The sequence below is a fragment of the Microcoleus sp. D2_18a_D3 genome (assembly GCF_036702455.1).
GTDB lineage: Bacteria > Cyanobacteriota > Cyanobacteriia > Cyanobacteriales > Microcoleaceae > Microcoleus.
The window spans coordinates 19,981-39,598 of the sequence record NZ_JAUBTK010000001.1 but is presented as its reverse complement, the minus strand read 5'-3'; the positions used below and the strand labels follow the sequence as shown (position 1 = coordinate 39,598).

Sequence of the window (19,618 nt, the reverse complement as noted above, 5' to 3'; positions counted from 1 at the left end):
AGAAAACCCAAGTGCGATCGCCCGCAACTACCAAATCGTTTCAACGTCAGGAATATAATACGGCCACGCGATCGCAACTAAGATGCGATCGCGCGGCAATTGCTCGATCGCCTGGATGATGCAACTATCAGTCAAACAACCGGACTCACTATTGAGGATGTGCGGAATTTGCGATCTGCTCGAAATTAGAGCCAAGTTATCCACCTGCTTTCAGCCACCCAAAAACCTGCTCCACTGTCAAATCTAATGTTAAAAAACTTGGCACGGGCAACCGATCTTGTCCCGTTAACTCAACTGGTTCTCGTCCGGGAATAAATGCTAAAATAAACCGTTCCTCTGGATCGATTAACCATCCGAGCTGAGTCCCGTATTTCAAACAGTGTAAAATATTACTAATCACCTTAGTTGCTTTCTGGTCTGGGGAGAAAATTTCTACTTTCCAGTCGGGATGAATTTCAAAGGAATTCGGAACTTCGCCATCCGCTTCAAAAGTGATTCTATCCCAAGCAAATACTGTAGCATCAGGTACAATAGAACGCCCGCCAAAAGTACAGCGCAATTCGGGAAAAGCAAGAGCAATTCGTTCTGTTTCCGCAACTAGATTAACAGCGTTGCAAAACTTGAGTTGCAAACGAGAATGTTTGCCTTGAGGCATGATCTTTTGGTGAATGCGTCCGTTAATAAATTCACTCGCAGGTTGAGTTTCTGGTAGTTTGAGGAAAGCTTCGAGAGTGAGAGAAATGGGAAGTGCTGCTGTCATCGCTTTGAATTCGGTGTCATTGCCACTCTGCCATAATTTTATCATTAACTCTATTCTGTGTTTGTAGATCGATCGACCTCACCCTCACCCTCATCTTCCAAAATCTCACCCAAATAGCGCTGCACAAACTCCCGCGCTGCATCTATATCGAGCAACTTTAATGCCACAACCATCTTCACAAGCGTGTTGACCGTTGGATCTATCAACTCATTAAACCAACGATAGACAACGGAACGACGCACGCCCATTGCGATCGCCAATTTGTTTTGGCTAATGCCATAGGTGTCCAGCACTTCTCTCAAAACTCGACCAGTTTTTCCCATGCACCTCATGATGCCAAGGGAAGCCCCAACTGTCAATCACTACATATGTGTAGTGATTGCGATCTGATTGTACTAACTACACAATATGTAGTGATTAGTTGATTTTGAAGATGAGGACTTCCCAATGGCTAAAGACTTTCTAACCGAACCGCCCAACGACACCCAACAAGACGCAGATCCCACGGACGATCGAGAAAACCGGGAACCCGTGCGTATCATGGTTGTTGGCTCCCGCCAAGGCATAACCGCCGTAGTAAATTGGCTGGTGCGACTAGGTTTTGCCCAAATGGCAGACTGGAGCGACTTGCAGCGTGCACCGAATACGGGCCAGTGGATGCGCGTGCTGACAAAATGGTTGCAGAAGAATTGAGGCAACTGACGAGTAGGGCGATCGCATTTCATAAACCTGATGTTTGGGAATCGTGCGATCGCCCGTCAAGTTCGTAGGCCGGGGCCGGGGCGTAGCCATCGCCCTATTGATACAATCGAGATAGCGATCGCCATTCCCGATTCCCACCATGACATTCATCAACCCCAAAACCGATTACGCCTTCAAAAAAATATTTGGTTCCTCAGAAAGCAAAGACATTCTGATCAGCTTTCTCAACGCCATAATTTACGAGGGCAATCCTACCATTGAAGACTTAGAAATTATCGACCCCAACCTCCCGCCCAAAGTCGAAGGTTTAAAAGACTCCTCTTTAGATGTCAAAGCCCAACTAGCCGACGGTACTTTAGTCATCATTGAAATGCAGGTATTAAACGTCGAATCTTTCGGACAAAGAATCTTGTACAACGCCGCCAAAACCTACGCATCTCAATTGCAAAAGGGACAAGGATATCGAATGCTCAGACCAGTAATTGCCTTAACAATAACTGATTTCGAGATGTTTAAAAACAGCAACAACTTAATTTCGCGATTTGTCTACAAAGAAGAGATTTCTAACTTACCCTATCCCGATAACGATCTAAAGTTAGTATTTGTAGAATTACCAAAATTTACCAAAACAGTAGACCGACTAGAAACTCTAGCAGATAAATGGCTCTATTTCATGAAATACGCGGTAACGATAACGGAAATCCCGCCAGTAATGGATAGCGTACCCGAAATCCATCAAGCTTTTGACATCGCAGATCGAGTGAATTTAAGCCCGGAGGAAATAGCAAATATCGAACGGCAAGAAATGTTTATTTACGACCAGCAAGGAGCGATAATTAAAGCTGTTAAAGATGCTGTTCAAGAAAGCAGACAAGAAAGCAGACAAGAAGGCCGACAAGAAGGCCGACAAGAAGAAAAGCTGACGATCGCACGGCAGTTACTCGATCGCCTAGATGACGCAACAATCGCTCAAATAACCGGACTTAGCGTTGAGTACGTGCAGAATTTGCGATCGGAATGAGATTTATTTCAAAAAGGGATCTCGCACCCGTCAAGTTCGTAGGCCGGGGCCGGGGCGTAGCCATCGCCCTATTGATACAATCGAAATAGCAGTCGTGATTCCCGATTCCCACCATGACATTCATCAACCCCAAAACCGATTACGCCTTCAAAAGAATATTTGGCTCCTCAGAAAGCAAAGACATTCTCATCAGCTTTCTCAACGCCATGATTTACGATGGCAATCCTACCATTGAAGACTTAGAAATTATCGACCCTAACTTACCGCCCAAATTCGAAGGCTTGAAAGATACTTATTTAGATGTCAAAGCCAAACTAATTGATGGTAGGCTAGTCATTATTGAAATGCAGGTATTAAACGTAGAGTCTTTCGGCAAGAGAGTTTTGTACAACGCAGCCAAAACTTACGCCTTTCAATTGCAAAAAGGAGAAGGCTACCGAATGCTCAAACCAGTGATAGCATTAACACTGACTGATTTCGAGATGTTTGCAAATAGCGCTCGACTAATTTCGAGATTTGTCTACAAAGAAGTAACGAGCAATCTCCCATATACCGATAATAACATCGAGTTGGTATTTGTAGAACTTCCTAAATTCACCAAAGAAGTAGACCAGCTAGAAACCCTTGCGGATAAATGGATATATTTCATGAAATATGCGAGGACGATAACGGATGTCCCGGCAGTAATGGATAGCGTTCCAGAGATTCATCAAGCCTTTGACATCGCCAATCAAGTGAATTTAACCCTTGATGAATTGGCAGATATCGAACGCAGAGAAATGTTTATTTACGACCAACAAGGAGCTATAATCCAAGCCGTTCAAGCAGAAAAGCTGGCGATCGCACGGCAATTGCTCGATCGCCTAGATGACGCAACTATCAGTCAAACAACCGGACTCAGTATTGAGGATGTGCGGAATTTGCGATCGCAGGTTTGATGCGTCGAAAACCAGACATGACATTGTTCGCGTCCATTTTCTTAGTCTGCGAAGGCAGACTTCGTTTGTGTAGAAGCGGTTTCAACCGCCGAGTCATAAAACTACCTCAAAAACAACTTATAAGCCGGATTCTGACTCTCATCCCCATACTGATAGCCCAGCGTATCCAAAAAAGCCTGCCATTCCTGCATCTCATCGGGCGGTACTTGAATTCCCACCACAATTCGCCCGTAATCAGCGCCATTATTTCGATAGTGAAAAACGCTGATATTCCAGTTAGGGCTCATCGAACCGACAAACTTCATCAACGCACCCGGACGTTCGGGAAATTCAAAGCGATAAAACAATTCATGATTCGCCAGCATCGAACGCCCGCCCACCATATGCCGCACGTGCAACTTCGTTAATTCATCATCAGTTAAATCCAAAGTCTTGAAGCCACAATCTTCAAAACTTGCCGCTATCTTCACCGCATCGGCACGGTTTTGAATTTGTACGCCGATAAAAATATGTGCCTCTTTCTCATCCGCAATTCGATAGCTAAATTCAGTTAAATTGCGTTTTCCCAGACATTCGCAAAACCTGCGGAGACTTCCCGGTTGTTCGGGAATTGTGACTGCAAAAATGGCTTCGCGGCGTTCGCCAAACTCGGCTCTTTCTGCTACAAAACGCAGGCGATCGAAATTCATGTTTGCGCCGCAAGCAACAGCAATTAATGTTTCTCCTGCGATTTGTTCGCGTTCCACGTAAGCTTTCGCACCTGCGATCGCCAAAGCGCCAGCAGGTTCTAAGATCGATCGCGTATCTTCAAAAACATCCTTAATCGCCGCGCAAACATCATCCGTATCCACCAAAATAATCTCATCCACATACTCCTGACACAACCGAAAAGTTTCCTCCCCCACTTCCCGCACAGCAACGCCATCAGCAAATAAACCCACCTGCGACAAACGCACCCGTTTACCAGCTTTCAGCGATTGATTCATGGCATCGGAATCCACCGGTTCGACGCCAATAATCTTAATTTCCGGCCGCAACCGCTTGACATAGGCCGCAATTCCCGAAATCAATCCACCGCCACCAATTGCCACAAAAATCGCGTGAATTGGTTTTTGATGTTGCCGCAGAATTTCCATGCCGATCGTACCCTGTCCAGCAATCACGTAGGGGTCATCAAAAGGGTGAATAAAAGTCATACCTTTTTGGGCCTCTAATTGACGCGCAAAAGCGTAAGCATCATCGTAAGCATCCCCATGCAAGACTACCTCTCCACCACGGGCTATCACCGCATTTACCTTCACCTGCGGCGTCGTTACGGGCATGACGATAATCGCGCGAGTTCCCAGGTGGCGGGCGGCGAGGGCGACTCCTTGGGCGTGGTTGCCGGCGGAAGCTGCAATGACACCTTGTGCTAGCAAATCCGGCGACAGTTGCGCCATTTTGTTGTACGCACCCCGCAGTTTGAAGGAAAACACCGACTGCATATCCTCTCGCTTCAGCAAAAGTTTATTGTTGAGCCGTGCTGATAGATTCGGGGCGCATTCTAGGGCTGTTTCTTGAGCAACATCGTAGACGCGGGCGGTGAGGATTTGTACCAAGTAATCGCAAAGCATGGGGTTAGCAGGTTGGTTGATGCCGGATGGTGGGATAATTGTACGGCACTTGTGTTAGTATTTTGCGGGGAATTGGCGCTCCTCTTCGAGGGCTTTCCTTCGGATCGCTTCGCTAACGCTAACGGGCGATTCCCTGCGGGATAGCTTCGCTTCACGCAATTTTTCAATAATAACTTTTCGCTTTGGGAACGTAAGGAGCCTGAAGACTATGAATAATAATTCGTTTTTGCCGTTTACCCCTGTTATAAAATCCGGTTTGTGAGCGTATTAGTCCGTCATCCTTAATTTAGTATGTAAAATCATGAACGTACAAATTACAGATTTGCGTGCGGTTGACGAGCAAAAAATTCAACAGGTAGCTAAATTAATAGTTGAAGGTTTTAAAGAGCATTGGCCCGGTGCTTGGCCCGATCTAAATTCTGCTTTGCAAGAAGTGCAAGAATCTTTGGCAGCCGATCGCATCAGTCGAATTGCTGTCGGCGACAGCAATCAAGTTTTGGGATGGATTGGCGGGATTAAACAGTATGACGGTAATGTTTGGGAACTGCACCCGCTGGTAGTGAGAACAGAATTTCGCGGACAAGGAATTGGTCGATCGCTCGTAGCTGATTTAGCAGCAGAAGCTAAAAACCGGGGAGGGATCGTGCTGTGGGTGGGTACCGACGATGAAGACAATCAAACAACTCTTTCAGGCATCAATCTTTATCCTAACGTTTGGGAACACGTCGCCAAAATTAGAAATTTGCGCGGTCATCCCTACGAATTTTATCAAAAAATGGGTTTTGCGATCGTGGGAGTGATGCCCGACGCCAACGGAATTGGCAAGCCAGATATTTTCCTGGCAAAGCGGTTGTAAAGTTTAAGGTAGGTTCTAAATTTACTGACCGAGGGCTTGCGAATCCAACACTTAGCAAAATTAGTTGTTGAAAGTTTCCCAGAAAATCGGTCTAGTCTGGACGTGCGAACCCGGTTCGAGGGTCGCTAATAAACAAACCCAGAACTAACGAATCCATCACCGTATCCCAGACAGGAGTCAAACGTTCAGCATCGTCAACCCAGTAATCAAAAGTAATCAAACACTGAACATTAGAACCCAATCCAATACAGATTCGCGAATAAGCTTCCCGCTGCTCTGGAGGGTCGATAAACTTAAATTCAGTCCAAACAACGCGGGCAGTTTGCCGCTTCAATTGGATAATTTCCCCAAAAGCGATCGGATTTCTGGTATCATCTTCAACCACCTTCTGTAATAGCGGCACCAGCGGAAAATCTGCCCAGTTACCAGGTGGTAGCAAATTAAACGAAACCTCCAAACGACAATCATCATCCGGCGGCTTTTTATCCGTAAACCGGAACGAATTAGTATCCGGTTCAAAATGCCAATCTTCCGGGACATCAAAGCGGACTGCACCTCTTCCTGCTACAAAAATTCGAGTTCCAGGCTTTGACTTCCAATTGTGGTCTTCTTTGAGCTCTAGGGTTTCCTTGAGCCATTCTTGCTTTTTGCGCTTAGACATAAACAGAACACCAAATTGCTGCTAATGTGTAGTTTTAGACCTTGCAAACACATTTTAACTGTATTTTGCTCGCCGTTTGCTCAAATATAACAATCCTTACAAAAATTATGAATTCCTCTCTTCTCTATTCCTCGGTGTTCTCTGCGCCTCTGCGGTAAAAAAGAATTCCTTTCACAATTGGCTAACTTTTATTTTTCACTCTTGGGAATCACATACCTAATTCCCCCTTTATTCCCAGCCGCATCGCCCTTGTAACGGGGGATAACATGAATAGCCGCGTGACTGCGACTTTGACCAGCCTGTTTATTAATATTGATTCCCACATTAAAACCGTCAGGATGAAACTCTTTACTTAACATTTCTTGCACCTTATTAGCCATAAACCAGCAAGCCGATTGCTCTCGAAAAGGCAGTTCAAAATAATTAGCCACGTGACGCTTGGGGATGATTAAAACATGACCTTTGCTGGCGGGATAACCGTCAAACATCGCATAAGCTGTTGCTGATTCAGTTAGCAAAGTTAGGTTTTTATACGGATTGCAGAATATGCAGTTATTAGTAGAATTTCTTTGATGGTTGTAATGGACGTATGTGTAAATTTCGCAAGACTCATCTAGGTGAAGTGGCTTAAAGGGAAGTTTGACAATGCACTGATATGTAGGTTTTTTGTGCACGTAATGTTCTCGAAAGCCTTCTTTTTTGATATCCCTTCTCACCGCAAAATACGCATTCCCTCCCGGTTTCAACAGGTGCGACACTTCCATCAGGACATTAGCTTGCTCTTCAGGAAACAAAACATTCAAAACATAAAAGCAAATGATTGTGTCGAATTTATCTTCTGGTAATTCCGGGAAATAATAAGGGTCATAACCCGTAATATCGAAGCCTTTTTGCTGCAACAATCTAACATCGCTGCCCAAGCCGCACCCAAAATCTAAGACTTTGCCTTGCAGCAAGTTTTTATCCAATAAAAATCTTGCCGGAAATGACAGATAAATTCTTTCCATTGCCGTCAAGTGGCTGAATTTATTTTGTTGCTTTTTCATGGCGGCATAAATTTGATTTCAATCGTTGTTTTTAGTTTTTGCGTAAAGGTTTTGTTAAAATTCCGAGAATTTTGTCAACTTCGTTAATATAATAATCATTCAAGTCAATAAAAGCTGTTTGATTTACCAATTTGAGAAACTTCCAAGCATTTCCCGTGGTAACACCTCCGTAAATCGCCTCAATTTCATCATTTTGCTGTTGATTGAATCGCTGGGCTCCCAACATTTCAGCAATACACTGTCCTAATCCGTTTTTAATGTTTTCATTTTTGGCTTCTACTAAGGTGACAACTGGTGTTCGGATTTCGTACAAATCGCTGGATGCGGTGAGGATATAATCGCAGTACCCGTTAAGTCCACTTTCTGGATCTGCATTAAATTCCGTGCCGGAAAAAAAGCCGATTTGGAAGTTTAAAATGCGCCGTACTTCTAATAATACAGGAGCAATAATTAACTCGAATCGAGCTTTTTCAGTATTGATAGCATTGGCGAGAGGGATATATTCTGCTAGGGTTGTTTTGAGATAGTCGCTAGGTGCAATTGATTCTACATCTGCAAACAAAACTGTTTTTTCATGAACAGTGAGGTTAAATGCTGCACGCACTTTGGTGATGGTAGTAAATTCACTATATGACATTTTTAAATTCCTTAAATTAAATAAAAATTAGCGATGATACTTGAGATTTTACCATTATTGCAGTTTGGCGATCGCCCCTTTTTCCACCAACACCTTACCAGTCACCAAATCCCGCACCGTCGCCAACAAAACCCGCCTCTCATCCACCTCAAAACTCACCGAAACCCTGTCAATTCCCAATACCCCAGGCGGATTCAAATGCGCTACGCAAACCTGCTGGTGATGGCTTTCCAGAGACCGAAAATCCGTTTTTTTGTTGAGCAAGCTGCTCGTCATTTGCCCTTTTTCGTTAAAAATAACCTCCGCTTGCAATACCTCCGCAACTTCCCCAATATCTAACCGAATTTCCCTTTGCCCTTCAATTGCCACTTGCAACGTCAACTCTTCGGAACTTTGACAGGGATACTTCATTTCCTTGCTAAATATCGGCGAATAAGCATAAGCTTTAGCATAAGGTTCCCAGAGGCGAATTGCATAGCTGTGGCGCAAATAATCGTCAACACTCGCTAATTGTGTCAACGCTAAAGCACCGTGCGCCACCGCTTCAAACGGCTTGTCTCTTTGGACTTTTTGCCGCCCAAAATACGAAACCACTAAATTAGATACAGCCGGAATTAGACAAGTTCCTCCTACCAGCAAAACCTGTTCGATATCTGCTTTACCGATACCTTTTCCCTGTGCAATAATCAGCACTTCATCTAAACTTTCCCGCAACTGTTCTAACAACTGCCTAGATTCCAGAATTTCCTCAAGCTTGTCTCGGTTTAGCTGCAAGTCGTAAGACATAAAATTTTCATCGTCAAACCAGCTTTCCTTCGCCTCATTAACTTGAGAAAGTTTAATTTTTAATTTTTCCGCTATTTCTAATAAGTTTTGCCAGCCAACTGGGCCGACTTCGGCGCGCGAGGAACCAATTTGCCGCAAATAATCTTCGACAATCCAGATGTCAATATCTTCGCCGCCTACATAAGCATCGGATTTTGCCAACACTTCGGCACGCACCCCCCCCAGCCCCCCCTTGGTAAGGGGGGGAGCGAGATTTGTCCCCCCTGAAGCTTGGGGGGCTAAGGGGGGGGTTACAGCAGTACGGACTAAACTTAAATCTAAAGTTCCGCCGCCAAAATCAACTACTAAAACTAGAGATCCGGGGCGTTGTACTGCATATCCCAGGGCGGCGGCTGTGGATTCATCTATTACCTGAACTTCCGCAACTCCCAAACTTTCTCCTAAGTCGCGAAACCAATCTAGATATCGCTCAAATGCTCCGACTGGTACTGTAAAAATTACTTTGTCTGGCTGTATATTTTGTAAATATAATTGTTTCCAAATAGTCTTAATAAACTGTTCTGCTACTGATTCTGACGTGTAGGTTTCGCCATCAAGATTGCAGGGTGGTGGCTGAAAGTCGGCAGCTAAATTGCGTTTAAAAGCTTTGAAAAAGCGGTCTGGCTGGGATTGCCCCAAACGCTGCGATCGCACTTTTTCTCCCAGCACCAACTCTCCGGCATTTTTCACAAAGACTAAAGTCGGCACTACAGATATTTCTCGAATATCTCCGCTCAAATTCTTCGTTTTAAAAATGCGGGACATCTCGCCCAATCGCAAAGTTTCTGGTGTTTTCGTATCCGGGTTAAGAATGCAGACAACCGTATTGCTGGTGCCGAAGTCAATGGCAACTGTAGTCATGTTGATTTATAATTTAAAATTTAATTTTTCATTCCCGCTGGAAGGGTACGACTAACTTTAGCAGGAGTAAGAATTCGCTCTCCCTCTCGATAGCCGACAAACCGAATATAAACTAATTCTCCTTCGGTTATATCCTCAACATCCGGCTGGTGCAACTGCGGATTGTAAGGAGTTTGTTCCCACGCAGAACCGATTGTTTGAAAATCCCAGCTTGATAACAGGTTTTCTAAGGGAGTAAACAAAGCTGAGAGATTTTTGGCTGGCATATCCGGCTTGGCTTCTGCCATTTTGCGGGCGGCGGGATAGTTAGTTAACAAAGTTTGCAACTGTTCAAAGGTAGCGCGGCGAAAATCGGCAGTTAGTTGAGCTTTTTGCTGCTGCAATTCTGATCGCAGCCGGAAACACTGCTGCCTCAATTCTTCAATTTCGCTGGGATTAGTTGTGATTGTAGCCGATATTGGCAGCGCGCTCAAAGTGCGATCGAACTCTTGAAAATTCAAATTCAGCACTGTTGCCAGCCGCCTCAGTTGGTTTACCGTGAGTTTTCCCACGTCTCCCTGCCGCACTAAACGCACCCCGTAGCGACTTAAGCCTGCTTTTTCGCCTAAATCTTGCCAATCGAGAATGTCTAGCTGATTCATGCGTTCCCGCAGAATTTTATCGTACTTAAACTCGATCGCATCTCCCGCCTCAGATGCAGCATAAAGGTAGACTAAAATGAGAAAAATGCCCCCGACAGCCAGGGCGAAACTGAAGGCAGGCACTGTTGTTACATCAACTGTTGCACCGAGGAACTCAAACATCTTTAACTCTTCTAAACTTGTTTTAAAGTCTGCGTTTGTTCAACGACCAAATTTTCTTCGCCTTGGTAGTATTCTGGCAGCAAGTCTTGAGATTCTACTTCTCCGAGGGCTTTTTCAATTCCGGCGGTGGTGTCGGTGCAACTAGAACCGGTGGCGTTGAGGACGGTTTCGGTAATTTTGCCGTCTTTGCCGATTCGGTATTCTATTTGGCGGTATTCTGCCATAATTCTGCCTCTTGGTTTAATGCTTAAGTGTTGACTTCGGAGTGTTGAGTTATATTATAGATTCTATTTACCAATTATTCTAATGAATTTTTGTAGCGACAATGCAACCGGGGTTTCGCCGGAGATTATGGCGGCGATTGCAGCGGCTAATTGCGGTGCTGTGATGTCTTACGGAGATGATGAATATACACAGCGTTTGCAAGTTAAATTTTCGGATTTGTTCGAGACATCGGTGACTGTTTTTCCGGTAGCAACTGGTTCTGCTGCTAATGCTCTTGCCCTTGCGGTTGTTACTCCTCCTTACGGCGCTGTTTACTGTCACGCGGAATCTCATATTAATCTAGATGAATGCGGAGCGCCGGAGTTTTTTACAGGGGGTGCAAAGTTAGTTACAGTAACAGGAAATCATGGTAAAATAGAGGCAGAGACTTTAGGAAAAATACTCGATCGCGCTGGTGCAGGTGTCGTCCACCACGTACAGCCCGCAGCCGTCAGCATCACTCAAGCAACGGAAGCCGGCACAGTCTACAATCCAGCAGAAATTTCCCACATTTCGGAAGTAGTTCGCGCTCACAATTTGCACCTGCACATGGATGGAGCTCGCTTTGCCAATGCTGTTGTCAGTTTGGGCTGTTCTCCGGCTGATGTCACTTGGCGCGCCGGTGTGGATATTCTATCGTTTGGAGCGACAAAAAACGGCGCGATGGCTGCAGAAGCTGTGGTTTTTTTTAATCGAGAATTAGCAAAGACTTTCCCTTTTTACCGCAAGCGCAGCGGGCATCTATTCTCGAAAATGCGGTTTTTGTCGGCGCAGTTGGAAGCGTATGTAACGGATGATTTGTGGCTGAAGAATGCGGCTCATGCAAATAATATGGCTGCTAAATTAGCCCAAGGTTTGGCGGAAGTTGAGGGAGCGAAGTTTTGCGATCGGGTTGAAGCAAACGAGATTTTTATTCAACTTCCCGAATCTGTAATTACATCGGTTTTAGCTGAGGGTTTTCTGTTTTATCGGTGGGATGAATGTACTGTTAGACTGGTAACGGCTTTTAATACTCTGGAAGCAGATGTTATTGCTTTGGTGGACGCTGTTAAACGCCATCAGTGATTATTTCCTAAGGGCGAGTTTTACGAATAATATCTGACGAGAACCAACAATCTAAATAAACCCGCCCCCCACACAACCCGCATCAAAATTACAATTGGATCGAATGCGGAAAATGTACATTGCGGTTTTTCGTTTGATGGGGAAGGGTTTGAGAGATTGTTGGTTATTTAGAATTATTGTTTGTAAAATTCGTACCTACAATTTAATAGATTGAGGAACAGGTTCGGCAACTGCGGCTAGTTCTGGTTCAGCTTCTTCGAGGTGTGCTTCTAAAAGCGCCAGATTTCTCATGTTTGATTTATAAAAAGCATCGAAGATATCTCCTACTAAAGGTACTGAACCAACGACGGCTTCTAGACCGATATTGTAAATCATTTTCCCTAGAGTTTTTTGGGGAATGTTGAATCGAGTTGCTAAATAAATTAGGTAGGCGGAAAACGCGGTATCTACGATATCCCCAGCACCCGGAACTAAACCGATAATGGGGTCTAAACCAATGCGAAATTTAGTGCCGGGGATGCCAATGGCGGTATCCATCAGGCGGCTGAGTTTGCGGATGCGGTTGAGGGTGGCGAGACGCTCTATGTTGTTCATATTATTATTCTTGAACTAGGTTGAAAATTTGCAATCTGTCGGAAGACGGAAAAAACATCTAGAAACCGCTCATTTTCCATCTTCGCTAATATGCTGAATTCCCCATTCGTGCATGGCATTAATAATCGGTTTGAGACTTTCGCCCAAAGGCGTTAGCGAATATTCAACTTTTGGCGGCACTTGCAGGTAAATTTCCCGATGCACGATCGCGTCTGACTCCATTTCCCGCAGTTGCTGCGTCAGCATCTTCTGAGTAATGCCGTTGACAGCTCGTTGCAGCTCGTTAAAGCGCTTCACTCCTTGAAACAACTCCCGCAGAATCAAGACTTTCCAGCGCCCGCCAATCACCTCTAGAGTGCGTTCTACAGGGCAATTTGCTCGATCGACCTTTGCTTCTTGGACTTGCATAGTATCTTTTTGGTAAGTACCGCACTTTTAAGTGCGTACTATCCATAATAGCTTGACTCGGCTTAAAATAAAAACATCAAAGAAATACCCGATAAATTTCACTGAGGATTGAGAAAATGATTACCGTCAGAAAAAGTGAAGCAAGAGGACACGCTAATCACGGTTGGCTCGATAGTTACCACACATTTTCTTTTGCCGGCTATTACGATCCAAATTATATGAATTTTCGCTCTTTGCGCGTAATTAATGAGGATGTCGTGAGCCCCGGCAAAGGTTTCGGAACTCACGGGCACAGCGACATGGAAATCATTACTTATGTATTAGAAGGAGCATTAGAACACAAGGACAGTTTGGGTACTGGGGCAGTGATTAAACCCGGTGAAGTACAGCGGATGAGTGCAGGTACGGGGATCAAGCACAGCGAGTTCAATAACTCGCAAACAGACCCGGTTCATTTGCTGCAAATCTGGCTGTTACCCGATACACAGGGTTTGCCTCCGAGTTACGAGCAGCGGGAGTTTCCCCTAGCAGAAAGGCACGGAAAACTGCGTTTAGTGGCGGCACGAGATGCGAGAGATGGTGCTGTGAAAGTGCATCAAGATGTGGATTTATATGCCGCTGTTTTGGATAAAGACTCGCGGGTTTCTCATGCTTTGCAGCCGAATCGCCATGCTTGGTTGCAAGTTGCTCGCGGCTCGGTTTTGGTCAACGGTTTGCCTTTGGAAAATGGCGACGCTGCGGCGGTTAGCGGTGAGTCAGAGGTGGTGATTGAAGCTACCGCAGATGCTGAATTTTTGCTGTTTGATTTAGCATAGAATTGAATGCGGAATCCCCGATTTATTGGAGAAGTCGGGGATTAGAAATTACTCGGCGGTTGAAACCGCTACTACAAAAACGAAGTCCGCCTTCGCGGACTAAGAAATTAATCAGCCATCCAAGATTTTGTCCCAAAAATACCTGCTAGAAGTTCGGGAAGGCCAAAATCAACATCTAAGCTTTCCCAGTGCACGCTGCTGCCAGAAGGCGGTAGCCAAACATCAGCAAGTTGTTCTGGTGAAGCAGCTTCTAAGCCTTGTGCAAGGCTTGGCGGAAAAGAAAAAATAGCGCCGTTTTTCAGTTTGATAACTATTAAATCTTCCGACTGGTTATACTGCACGGATTCGGCGCGGGGTTCTGTAGCCTCAGCGTTTTTCCATACTTCTTTGGCTTTTGCTATTTGATCTCGGAGATTTTCCTCAGTTAAATCTTTGTCCCATTTTCTAAATACCATGTATTTCTTGCCATCGGTTTTGTTAAGTTTGGATACTTGATTATTGCGGCATAGGATTGTCTTAAGCGGACTGTGAAGGACATGATACTTAATAATGGGTTACTACTTAGGAAATAAGTAAATAGGAGGAAGAAAGTAACTTTTATTTGCGCTACTTTTGCTAAGGGTAAGTCTTTAGGATAAATTTTTATGCAACAAAACCCGATCGCCAGAAAGCATCTTGTTTGGAGCCTCCTCACTGGTTTAGCAGTCGGCGCGATCGCAGGCATACCCCTCGGCTGGATGGCTAATGGGTATTATTCCGATCACCGTTTGGCTCAAATTCGGATTTGCCGAGACAAGAATAGAGATCAACCAGTGGCTATTGTTGAGGCTAGGTGCGGTGTCAGATTCTAAATTTTTCTGCTAGCCAGAGGGCTGTGTCAAATATTGTGAGGCTTGTGCGAATGTCGAAAGTTCGATCGCGCAGGCATTTTCGCGTTGTAAATATGCCACAAACCGGATAACTTTTCCGTCAGTTGATATGTGGGTATGTTAAATTGACACAAAAATGAATTACAGCAGAACAATTCCGGCTATTTTGAGTGCTACGATCGCCCTGAGTTCGATCGCCCTCATTCCACTGACATCACCTCAAATTGCCGTCGCATTAACCGCCGACAAAGTTAAAACCGTTGCCCAACAAATTACTGTTCGCATCCAGGGGCCAAAAGGCGGTTCAGGAGTAATTTTAGAGAAGCAGGGCAGCACATACTATATTCTCACAAACTGGCACGTTGTCGATAAAGCCGGCGATTACGAGGTAGTAACTCCCGACGGCAAAGCTCACTCTGTATCATACAGCCTCGTGCGGCGAATGCCCGGTGCCGATTTGGCGATCGTACCTTTCAGCAGCACTCAAAGCTACCCCCTGGCTCAATTAGCCAATTCCCCAGCAACTAAGGGAAACAAGGCTTATGTCGCCGGCTGGCCGATATCCGGCGGTTCTCTGAGACAGCCGATTTTCATCGCTACCGAAGGTCAGCTTACCGGCCGCCAAACTCCTTGGAACGGTTATACTTTGGTATACAATAACTTAGTGAGAGCGGGCATGAGCGGCGGGCCGGTACTCGATGACGCGGGGCGAGTTGTCGCAATTAACGGCATTGTCAGGTTAGAGGAAAACTCGGATAAAATCGTGGCTGCAGGAATAGAAATCAATACTTTCATGAAATGGCGATCGACTATTTCACTGCCAGTAGTTCCCCAATCCCCTACTGCCGGAAACCCAAAAACTCCGGCGAATAATGCGCCCCGCACGCCCGCAAGTGCGATCGCCTTTGCCGCCACAAATACCCTCAAAGGGCCTTCAGAAGTTGTCAGTTCCCTTGCCCTAGCTTCAGCTTATTTTACTACAGGAAATAGCAACGGCACCATCTCAGTTTGGAATTTTCCCAGCGGGCAATTAAAAACTACCCTGCAAGGACACGCGGAAGCAGTAAACGCATTGGCCGCGAGTGCGGATGGCAAGGTGTTAGCTAGCGGCAGCGACGACAAAACTGTGAAAATTTGGAATTTAGAAACTGGCGCGGTTGTACGCACTTTGAGCGGGCATTCCAATGCTGTTTCGAGCGTTGCCGTTAGTGCCGACGGTCAATTTGTAGCCAGTGGCAGTTGGGACAAAACGATTAAGATTTGGAACCAGAAAACAGGAGAGTTGCTGCGGACTTTGACCGGGCATTCTGGGTTGGTGAATGCTGTTGCAATTAGTCCCGACAACAAAACTTTAGCTAGCGGCAGCAAAGACGGTTCAATTAGGTTGTGGAATTTAGCTACAGGTCAAGCTATTCGCACGATTAGTGGCAAAAACTTGTCTGTTTTGTCGCTAGCTTTTACTCCCGACGGCAAAAGTTTAGCGGCGGGAAACAGCAATGGCACTGTTGGGTTGTGGAATGCCGGAAACGGGCAGTTAATTCGGCGTTTAAGCGGGCATACTGACGGAGTTTGGTCGGTGGCATTCAGTCGGGATGGCACTACGCTGGTTACTGGCAGTTGGGATAAGAGTGTGAGACTTTGGGATGTGCGATCGGGCGAATTGAGAGGTAATTTGATCGGTCATGCTGGCTATGTTAGCGCTGTGGCGATTAGTGCAGATGGGAGGACTATTGTTAGTGCGGGTTGGTTGGGGGAAATTAAGATTTGGAAAAGGAGTTGAGATTTTTTTATTTAACCGCAGAGGGCGCAGAGGGCGCAGAGGAGGAGAAGAGAGAACAGGGTTTGCATTTAATTGAGTGGTGTTATACGATCGAGCTATTTGGGATAAAAAAATGAGTGGACTAAAGACTAAATTGCCTACAGACACCTGGGTAGTAGCAACCTGGGAAGAGTTCATAGCGATGGCAGATGACCCTGCTTACAGTAAAGCCAAATGCTACTATCGCAACGGACAAATGAGGATTGAAACTATGTCAGTAGGGCCAGATCATTCACGAGATAATGCGATCGCACTTTTCGCAATTAACCTATTTTGTACTATCAAAGGTATTTCTCTTAACGGATTGGATAACTGTAGCTACCGGAAAACTGGAGTGCGAGAGTGTCAACCGGATGTATCATACTATATTGGAGAAAGAGCGCAATTAGCACCGAGGGGAAGTTCGATCGCAAGTCTTGACGTTACCCCACCGCCAGATTTGGTCATAGAAGTTGCTGACTCAACTTTGGCTGATGATATCGGTGAAAAACGGTTGCTTTACGAAGAGTTAAAAGTTGCTGAATATTGGGTAGTAGACGTGCAGAAATCTCAAATTATTGCTTTTGCGATTATTGCTGATAATGGCAGTCGGCGGCTTGTTCAATCGGAAGTTTTGCCGGGATTAACTATTGCTTTGTTGGAAGAGGCTTTGCAACGGAGTCGCACTGAAGATCAAGCACAGGTAGGGGCTTGGTTGTTGGCTCAATTTCAGCAGCAGTAATCCAAATAAAAAGCGATCGCCCTCTCTGCAAAAAAGCGCGATTGTCCAACCTACTTTATCTTAACTCCCGAAGCTACACTACTAAATCTTCGATCGAGAATTTCAATAAGTCGCACAGGGCTTTCATCTGTGCTGGGTATAGCTTGGGGACGTGTCTGTCGGTTTCCCAGTTGATGACCGTTGACTGCACAACTTTACACACTATTGCAACTTCTATGCGAGTTAAATTTAAACTTTCGCGTCGTATTCTTAGTTTTTTTACCAGCGTCATTATCTATGCCTCATTCAGTTGACTATATGTATTCAGTTGACTGTATTGAGTCAACTGAATATATACAGTCAATTGACTATATTGAGTTGATTATTTTAGACATTTTTTATAAAAAACTATTGACTATAATTCAATTTTTTGGTATAAATAATGGTTATAAATAACCTAATTTCTCTAGCCTTCTATGGAATTAGGAAATTTGTGTGCAAAGCCTGAAACAAGTCAAAAGCCAGTCCGCGCCCTCGACAAGCATTGAACTGGCTTTGGCTCCAATACTAAATGGAGACAAGGTTAATTATGCCTTATAAAGACCGCCTCAACAAGTGGTTGGTTGTTCGCGTGCTTCCCAATATGCAGCGAATCACTGTAGCCCATTTCTTCAGGCATTCCGATGCTGACGGCTATCTGCGGATAATCCGGCAGTTAATCCCCAATGCTCAATTTGTCATTGTTTTTAATGCCGATATCAACCTAGAAACAGCCCCGCGTCTGTAGCGAAGGCAGCTAGTTGAGGGTTTGGTTACGCACGGACTCTACTGGTAGGGTGCGTCAGGTGGTAGCGATTCGATGTACATCGGCTAATCATTTCCGCGCGCCGCACCCTACTACCTAGCATTTTGTTTCAAAGTCCGATCGACCCTTATGATAGATTTGGTTCTTGCCAGACTACACTGGAAGACAAAATCAAATTAAAAATTTCGCCATAAATTCGATCGACCCGCCGATCGGGCGGGACTCTCAACTTGGTGGAACAGGCGTCCCGCCTGTGGTTGGCAAAGTAAATCTAAAATCTAAAATCTAAAATCGCGTGACTTCTGACAAATGATTGAAGTAGAACACTTAAGCAAAACTTACGGTTCGACCGCAGCGATCGCGGACGTGTCTTTTTCGGTCGAATCAGGAGAAATTCTGGGGTTTTTGGGACCAAACGGCGCTGGGAAAACCACAACCATGCGGATTTTGTCGGGATACTTGCCAGCATCCAGCGGTACGGCCCGCATCGCCGGCCTCGACGTTCACGAAAACTCAATGGGAGTCAGACAGCGCATCGGCTATCTGCCGGAAAACCCGCCACTGTATCCTGAAATGACTGTGGAAGGGTTTCTGTTTTTTGTGGCCAGGATTAAGCAAGTACCTGCGGGCGATCGCGCGCGACGAGTTACCTCCGCGATCGAACGCTGCGGCCTGGTTGATAAACGGAAAGTTTTAATCCGCAAGCTTTCTAAAGGATTTCGGCAGCGCGTCGGTATCGCGCAGGCGATCGTCCACGACCCCCCGGTAATTATCTTAGACGAACCAACCGTGGGCCTCGACCCCCGACAAATCATCGAAGTCCGCAATTTAATCAAAAGTCTTGGCGGCCAACACACAATTATCCTTTCCACGCACATTCTGCCGGAAGTCAGCATGACTTGTAACCGCGTTACCATCATCAATCGCGGTAAAATCGTCGCTGCGGGTAGTCCCGAAAATTTGATGGAAGAGTTGGCCGCCGGAGAGGGCTACGAACTCGAAGTTGAAGGCGAGGCTGATTTGGTAAACAGTCTGCTGTTGCCTTCTTTGGAAAATTTGCCGGGAGTTCGATCGGTCGAATTGATTCCAAGCAATCAATTTTTAGTGGGTCGCTACCGCCTGCGGGCATTGTGCGAATCCGACATAGAACCCGGACGAGAAATTGCTACAGCTATCGTCGCCTCTGGATTTGGACTGTGCGAAATGCGTCGCTCTCGCGCTACTCTGGAAGATGTGTTTTTAAGGCTGACAGCGGCTGAAAAGAAACCGGAAGAAAATCTGGTTCATAGCGAACCGGAGGTGGATCGAAATCTGCAAGAAGCGGCAACAACTCAAGACTCGATCGCGGATTCTCATCAATCCGAATCGCAACCGATAGTCGAAAATCTGCCCGTTGTTTCAGAAACAGTAGAGTCGATCGAGCATCCTCAACCAGAACCGATAGTCGAAAATCTGCCCGTTGTTTCAGAAACAGTAGAATCGATCGAGCATCCTCAACCAGAACCGATAGTCGAAAATCTGCCCGTTGTTTCAGAAACAGTAGAATCGATCGAGCA

At 45.5% G+C, this 19,618-nt stretch carries 23 protein-coding genes and 2 pseudogenes; 12 read left to right on the top strand and 13 right to left on the bottom strand.

The annotated features are described in order from the left end of the window. Positions 1-84 precede the first annotated feature (84 nt). Positions 85-189: pseudogene (locus QUB06_RS34635) on the top strand (Rpn family recombination-promoting nuclease/putative transposase); the annotation flags it as partial. 7 nt (positions 190-196) lie between these two features. Here the strand turns inward: QUB06_RS34635 and QUB06_RS00230 are convergent. Both QUB06_RS00230 and QUB06_RS00225 read right to left on the bottom strand, forming a co-directional pair. Next, positions 197-805 (bottom strand): Uma2 family endonuclease, encoded by a 609-nt coding sequence (locus QUB06_RS00230; RefSeq protein WP_333433716.1) that lies wholly within the window; start codon positions 803-805, stop codon positions 197-199. A 5-nt stretch (positions 806-810) separates the two neighbouring features. Then, positions 811-1,083, bottom strand: a complete 273-nt coding sequence (locus tag QUB06_RS00225) for a helix-turn-helix transcriptional regulator (RefSeq protein WP_333433715.1) — start codon at positions 1,081-1,083, stop codon at positions 811-813. Positions 1,084-1,207: 124 nt separating this feature from the next. On the opposite strand from QUB06_RS00225, the gene QUB06_RS00220 reads away from it, so the two are divergent. The 3 genes from QUB06_RS00220 to QUB06_RS00210 all read left to right on the top strand — a co-directional run bounded on the left by QUB06_RS00220 (position 1,208) and on the right by QUB06_RS00210 (position 3,421). Next, entirely contained in the window at positions 1,208-1,453 is a 246-nt protein-coding gene (locus QUB06_RS00220) for a hypothetical protein (protein ID WP_333426644.1), read from the top strand. A 148-nt stretch (positions 1,454-1,601) separates the two neighbouring features. After that, on the top strand, positions 1,602-2,483 hold the full coding sequence (locus QUB06_RS00215; protein WP_333142581.1) for an Rpn family recombination-promoting nuclease/putative transposase: 882 nt from the start codon (positions 1,602-1,604) through the stop codon (positions 2,481-2,483). 113 nt (positions 2,484-2,596) lie between these two features. Continuing rightward, the gene (locus QUB06_RS00210) at positions 2,597-3,421 is read left to right on the top strand and encodes an Rpn family recombination-promoting nuclease/putative transposase (RefSeq protein ID WP_333433714.1); all 825 of its coding nucleotides are present in this window, start codon (positions 2,597-2,599) and stop codon (positions 3,419-3,421) included. A 101-nt stretch (positions 3,422-3,522) separates the two neighbouring features. On the opposite strand, the gene ilvA is transcribed toward QUB06_RS00210, so the two are convergent. Continuing rightward, positions 3,523-5,055, bottom strand: a complete 1,533-nt coding sequence (gene ilvA, locus QUB06_RS00205; RefSeq protein WP_333433918.1) for a threonine ammonia-lyase, biosynthetic — start codon at positions 5,053-5,055, stop codon at positions 3,523-3,525. 280 nt (positions 5,056-5,335) lie between these two features. On the opposite strand from ilvA, the gene QUB06_RS00200 reads away from it, so the two are divergent. Next, positions 5,336-5,890 (top strand): GNAT family N-acetyltransferase, encoded by a 555-nt coding sequence (locus tag QUB06_RS00200; RefSeq protein WP_333433713.1) that lies wholly within the window; start codon positions 5,336-5,338, stop codon positions 5,888-5,890. A gap of 91 nt (positions 5,891-5,981) precedes the next feature. Here the strand turns inward: QUB06_RS00200 and QUB06_RS00195 are convergent, their stop codons facing one another. The 6 genes from QUB06_RS00195 to QUB06_RS00170 all read right to left on the bottom strand — a co-directional run bounded on the left by QUB06_RS00195 (position 5,982) and on the right by QUB06_RS00170 (position 10,947). Further along, on the bottom strand, positions 5,982-6,551 hold the full coding sequence (locus QUB06_RS00195; RefSeq protein ID WP_333328596.1) for a hypothetical protein: 570 nt from the start codon (positions 6,549-6,551) through the stop codon (positions 5,982-5,984). A 188-nt stretch (positions 6,552-6,739) separates the two neighbouring features. Continuing rightward, positions 6,740-7,597 carry a bifunctional class I SAM-dependent methyltransferase/HIT family protein gene (locus QUB06_RS00190; protein WP_333433712.1) on the bottom strand — a complete coding sequence of 286 codons (858 nt, stop codon included), beginning with the start codon at positions 7,595-7,597 and terminating at the stop codon, positions 6,740-6,742. A 31-nt stretch (positions 7,598-7,628) separates the two neighbouring features. Continuing rightward, positions 7,629-8,234, bottom strand: coding sequence for a hypothetical protein (locus tag QUB06_RS00185; protein ID WP_333433711.1), 606 nt, complete (start codon positions 8,232-8,234; stop codon positions 7,629-7,631). A 54-nt stretch (positions 8,235-8,288) separates the two neighbouring features. Then, on the bottom strand, positions 8,289-9,920 hold the full coding sequence (locus QUB06_RS00180) for an Hsp70 family protein (protein ID WP_333433710.1): 1,632 nt from the start codon (positions 9,918-9,920) through the stop codon (positions 8,289-8,291). A gap of 20 nt (positions 9,921-9,940) precedes the next feature. Then, on the bottom strand, positions 9,941-10,723 hold the full coding sequence (locus QUB06_RS00175) for an XRE family transcriptional regulator (protein ID WP_333433709.1): 783 nt from the start codon (positions 10,721-10,723) through the stop codon (positions 9,941-9,943). A gap of 11 nt (positions 10,724-10,734) precedes the next feature. Continuing rightward, positions 10,735-10,947, bottom strand: a complete 213-nt coding sequence (locus QUB06_RS00170; RefSeq protein ID WP_333433708.1) for a DUF2997 domain-containing protein — start codon at positions 10,945-10,947, stop codon at positions 10,735-10,737. Between the two features lie 82 nt (positions 10,948-11,029). Between QUB06_RS00170 and QUB06_RS00165 the strand changes: the two genes are divergently transcribed. After that, entirely contained in the window at positions 11,030-12,052 is a 1,023-nt protein-coding gene (locus QUB06_RS00165) for a low specificity L-threonine aldolase (RefSeq protein ID WP_333433707.1), read from the top strand. Positions 12,053-12,247: 195 nt separating this feature from the next. Here QUB06_RS00165 and QUB06_RS00160 read toward each other — a convergent pair whose 3' ends face one another. Together QUB06_RS00160 and QUB06_RS00155 are read right to left on the bottom strand one after the other, a co-directional pair. Next, complete coding sequence (locus QUB06_RS00160) at positions 12,248-12,646, bottom strand: DUF4112 domain-containing protein (RefSeq protein ID WP_190737102.1); 399 nt, start codon at positions 12,644-12,646, stop codon at positions 12,248-12,250. Between the two features lie 69 nt (positions 12,647-12,715). Next, complete coding sequence (locus QUB06_RS00155) at positions 12,716-13,054, bottom strand: helix-turn-helix domain-containing protein (protein ID WP_333042695.1); 339 nt, start codon at positions 13,052-13,054, stop codon at positions 12,716-12,718. Positions 13,055-13,170: 116 nt separating this feature from the next. Here QUB06_RS00155 and QUB06_RS00150 point away from each other — a divergent pair, with 116 nt between their 5' ends. Beyond that, on the top strand, positions 13,171-13,869 hold the full coding sequence (locus QUB06_RS00150; protein ID WP_333433706.1) for a pirin family protein: 699 nt from the start codon (positions 13,171-13,173) through the stop codon (positions 13,867-13,869). A gap of 107 nt (positions 13,870-13,976) precedes the next feature. Here the strand turns inward: QUB06_RS00150 and QUB06_RS00145 are convergent, their stop codons facing one another. Next, positions 13,977-14,324 carry a DUF2442 domain-containing protein gene (locus QUB06_RS00145; RefSeq protein ID WP_333433705.1) on the bottom strand — a complete coding sequence of 116 codons (348 nt, stop codon included), beginning with the start codon at positions 14,322-14,324 and terminating at the stop codon, positions 13,977-13,979. A gap of 189 nt (positions 14,325-14,513) precedes the next feature. Here QUB06_RS00145 and QUB06_RS00140 point away from each other — a divergent pair, with 189 nt between their 5' ends. From QUB06_RS00140 to QUB06_RS00130, 3 genes are all read left to right on the top strand, one after another. Further along, entirely contained in the window at positions 14,514-14,720 is a 207-nt protein-coding gene (locus QUB06_RS00140; protein WP_333433704.1) for a hypothetical protein, read from the top strand. A 154-nt stretch (positions 14,721-14,874) separates the two neighbouring features. Next, positions 14,875-16,518 (top strand): trypsin-like peptidase domain-containing protein, encoded by a 1,644-nt coding sequence (locus QUB06_RS00135; protein WP_333433703.1) that lies wholly within the window; start codon positions 14,875-14,877, stop codon positions 16,516-16,518. Between the two features lie 112 nt (positions 16,519-16,630). Continuing rightward, positions 16,631-17,278, top strand: coding sequence for a Uma2 family endonuclease (locus QUB06_RS00130; RefSeq protein ID WP_333433702.1), 648 nt, complete (start codon positions 16,631-16,633; stop codon positions 17,276-17,278). 73 nt (positions 17,279-17,351) lie between these two features. Here QUB06_RS00130 and QUB06_RS00125 read toward each other — a convergent pair whose 3' ends face one another. Next, entirely contained in the window at positions 17,352-17,549 is a 198-nt protein-coding gene (locus QUB06_RS00125) for a helix-turn-helix transcriptional regulator (protein ID WP_333433701.1), read from the bottom strand. A 297-nt stretch (positions 17,550-17,846) separates the two neighbouring features. On the opposite strand from QUB06_RS00125, the gene QUB06_RS00120 reads away from it, so the two are divergent. Further along, a complete protein-coding gene (locus QUB06_RS00120) occupies positions 17,847-18,044 on the top strand; it encodes a hypothetical protein (RefSeq protein WP_333433700.1) in 198 nt (65 codons plus the stop codon). Positions 18,045-18,371: 327 nt separating this feature from the next. After that, positions 18,372-19,442: pseudogene (locus QUB06_RS00115) on the top strand (ABC transporter ATP-binding protein); the annotation flags it as partial. Between the last annotated feature and the right edge of the window lie 176 nt (positions 19,443-19,618).

Excerpts from the sequence above, each read along its gene's own strand:
- QUB06_RS00195 (WP_333328596.1), bottom strand. The coding sequence starts at position 6,551 with ATGTCTAAGCGCAAAAAGCAAGAATGGCTCAAGGAAACCCTAGAGCTC.
- QUB06_RS00170 (WP_333433708.1), bottom strand. The coding sequence starts at position 10,947 with ATGGCAGAATACCGCCAAATAGAATACCGAATCGGCAAAGACGGCAAA.
- QUB06_RS00150 (WP_333433706.1), top strand. The coding sequence starts at position 13,171 with ATGATTACCGTCAGAAAAAGTGAAGCAAGAGGACACGCTAATCACGGT.
- QUB06_RS00160 (WP_190737102.1), bottom strand. The coding sequence starts at position 12,646 with ATGAACAACATAGAGCGTCTCGCCACCCTCAACCGCATCCGCAAACTC.
- QUB06_RS00215 (WP_333142581.1), top strand. The coding sequence starts at position 1,602 with ATGACATTCATCAACCCCAAAACCGATTACGCCTTCAAAAAAATATTT.
- QUB06_RS00175 (WP_333433709.1), bottom strand. The coding sequence starts at position 10,723 with ATGTTTGAGTTCCTCGGTGCAACAGTTGATGTAACAACAGTGCCTGCC.
- QUB06_RS00135 (WP_333433703.1), top strand. The coding sequence starts at position 14,875 with ATGAATTACAGCAGAACAATTCCGGCTATTTTGAGTGCTACGATCGCC.
- QUB06_RS00155 (WP_333042695.1), bottom strand. The coding sequence starts at position 13,054 with ATGCAAGTCCAAGAAGCAAAGGTCGATCGAGCAAATTGCCCTGTAGAA.
- QUB06_RS00120 (WP_333433700.1), top strand. The coding sequence starts at position 17,847 with ATGCCTTATAAAGACCGCCTCAACAAGTGGTTGGTTGTTCGCGTGCTT.
- QUB06_RS00230 (WP_333433716.1), bottom strand. The coding sequence starts at position 805 with ATGATAAAATTATGGCAGAGTGGCAATGACACCGAATTCAAAGCGATG.
- QUB06_RS00140 (WP_333433704.1), top strand. The coding sequence starts at position 14,514 with ATGCAACAAAACCCGATCGCCAGAAAGCATCTTGTTTGGAGCCTCCTC.
- QUB06_RS00185 (WP_333433711.1), bottom strand. The coding sequence starts at position 8,234 with ATGTCATATAGTGAATTTACTACCATCACCAAAGTGCGTGCAGCATTT.
- QUB06_RS00190 (WP_333433712.1), bottom strand. The coding sequence starts at position 7,597 with ATGAAAAAGCAACAAAATAAATTCAGCCACTTGACGGCAATGGAAAGA.
- QUB06_RS00220 (WP_333426644.1), top strand. The coding sequence starts at position 1,208 with ATGGCTAAAGACTTTCTAACCGAACCGCCCAACGACACCCAACAAGAC.
- QUB06_RS00125 (WP_333433701.1), bottom strand. The coding sequence starts at position 17,549 with ATGACGCTGGTAAAAAAACTAAGAATACGACGCGAAAGTTTAAATTTA.
- QUB06_RS00145 (WP_333433705.1), bottom strand. The coding sequence starts at position 14,324 with ATGGTATTTAGAAAATGGGACAAAGATTTAACTGAGGAAAATCTCCGA.
- QUB06_RS00210 (WP_333433714.1), top strand. The coding sequence starts at position 2,597 with ATGACATTCATCAACCCCAAAACCGATTACGCCTTCAAAAGAATATTT.
- QUB06_RS00165 (WP_333433707.1), top strand. The coding sequence starts at position 11,030 with ATGAATTTTTGTAGCGACAATGCAACCGGGGTTTCGCCGGAGATTATG.
- QUB06_RS00200 (WP_333433713.1), top strand. The coding sequence starts at position 5,336 with ATGAACGTACAAATTACAGATTTGCGTGCGGTTGACGAGCAAAAAATT.
- QUB06_RS00180 (WP_333433710.1), bottom strand. The coding sequence starts at position 9,920 with ATGACTACAGTTGCCATTGACTTCGGCACCAGCAATACGGTTGTCTGC.
- QUB06_RS00130 (WP_333433702.1), top strand. The coding sequence starts at position 16,631 with ATGAGTGGACTAAAGACTAAATTGCCTACAGACACCTGGGTAGTAGCA.
- QUB06_RS00225 (WP_333433715.1), bottom strand. The coding sequence starts at position 1,083 with ATGGGAAAAACTGGTCGAGTTTTGAGAGAAGTGCTGGACACCTATGGC.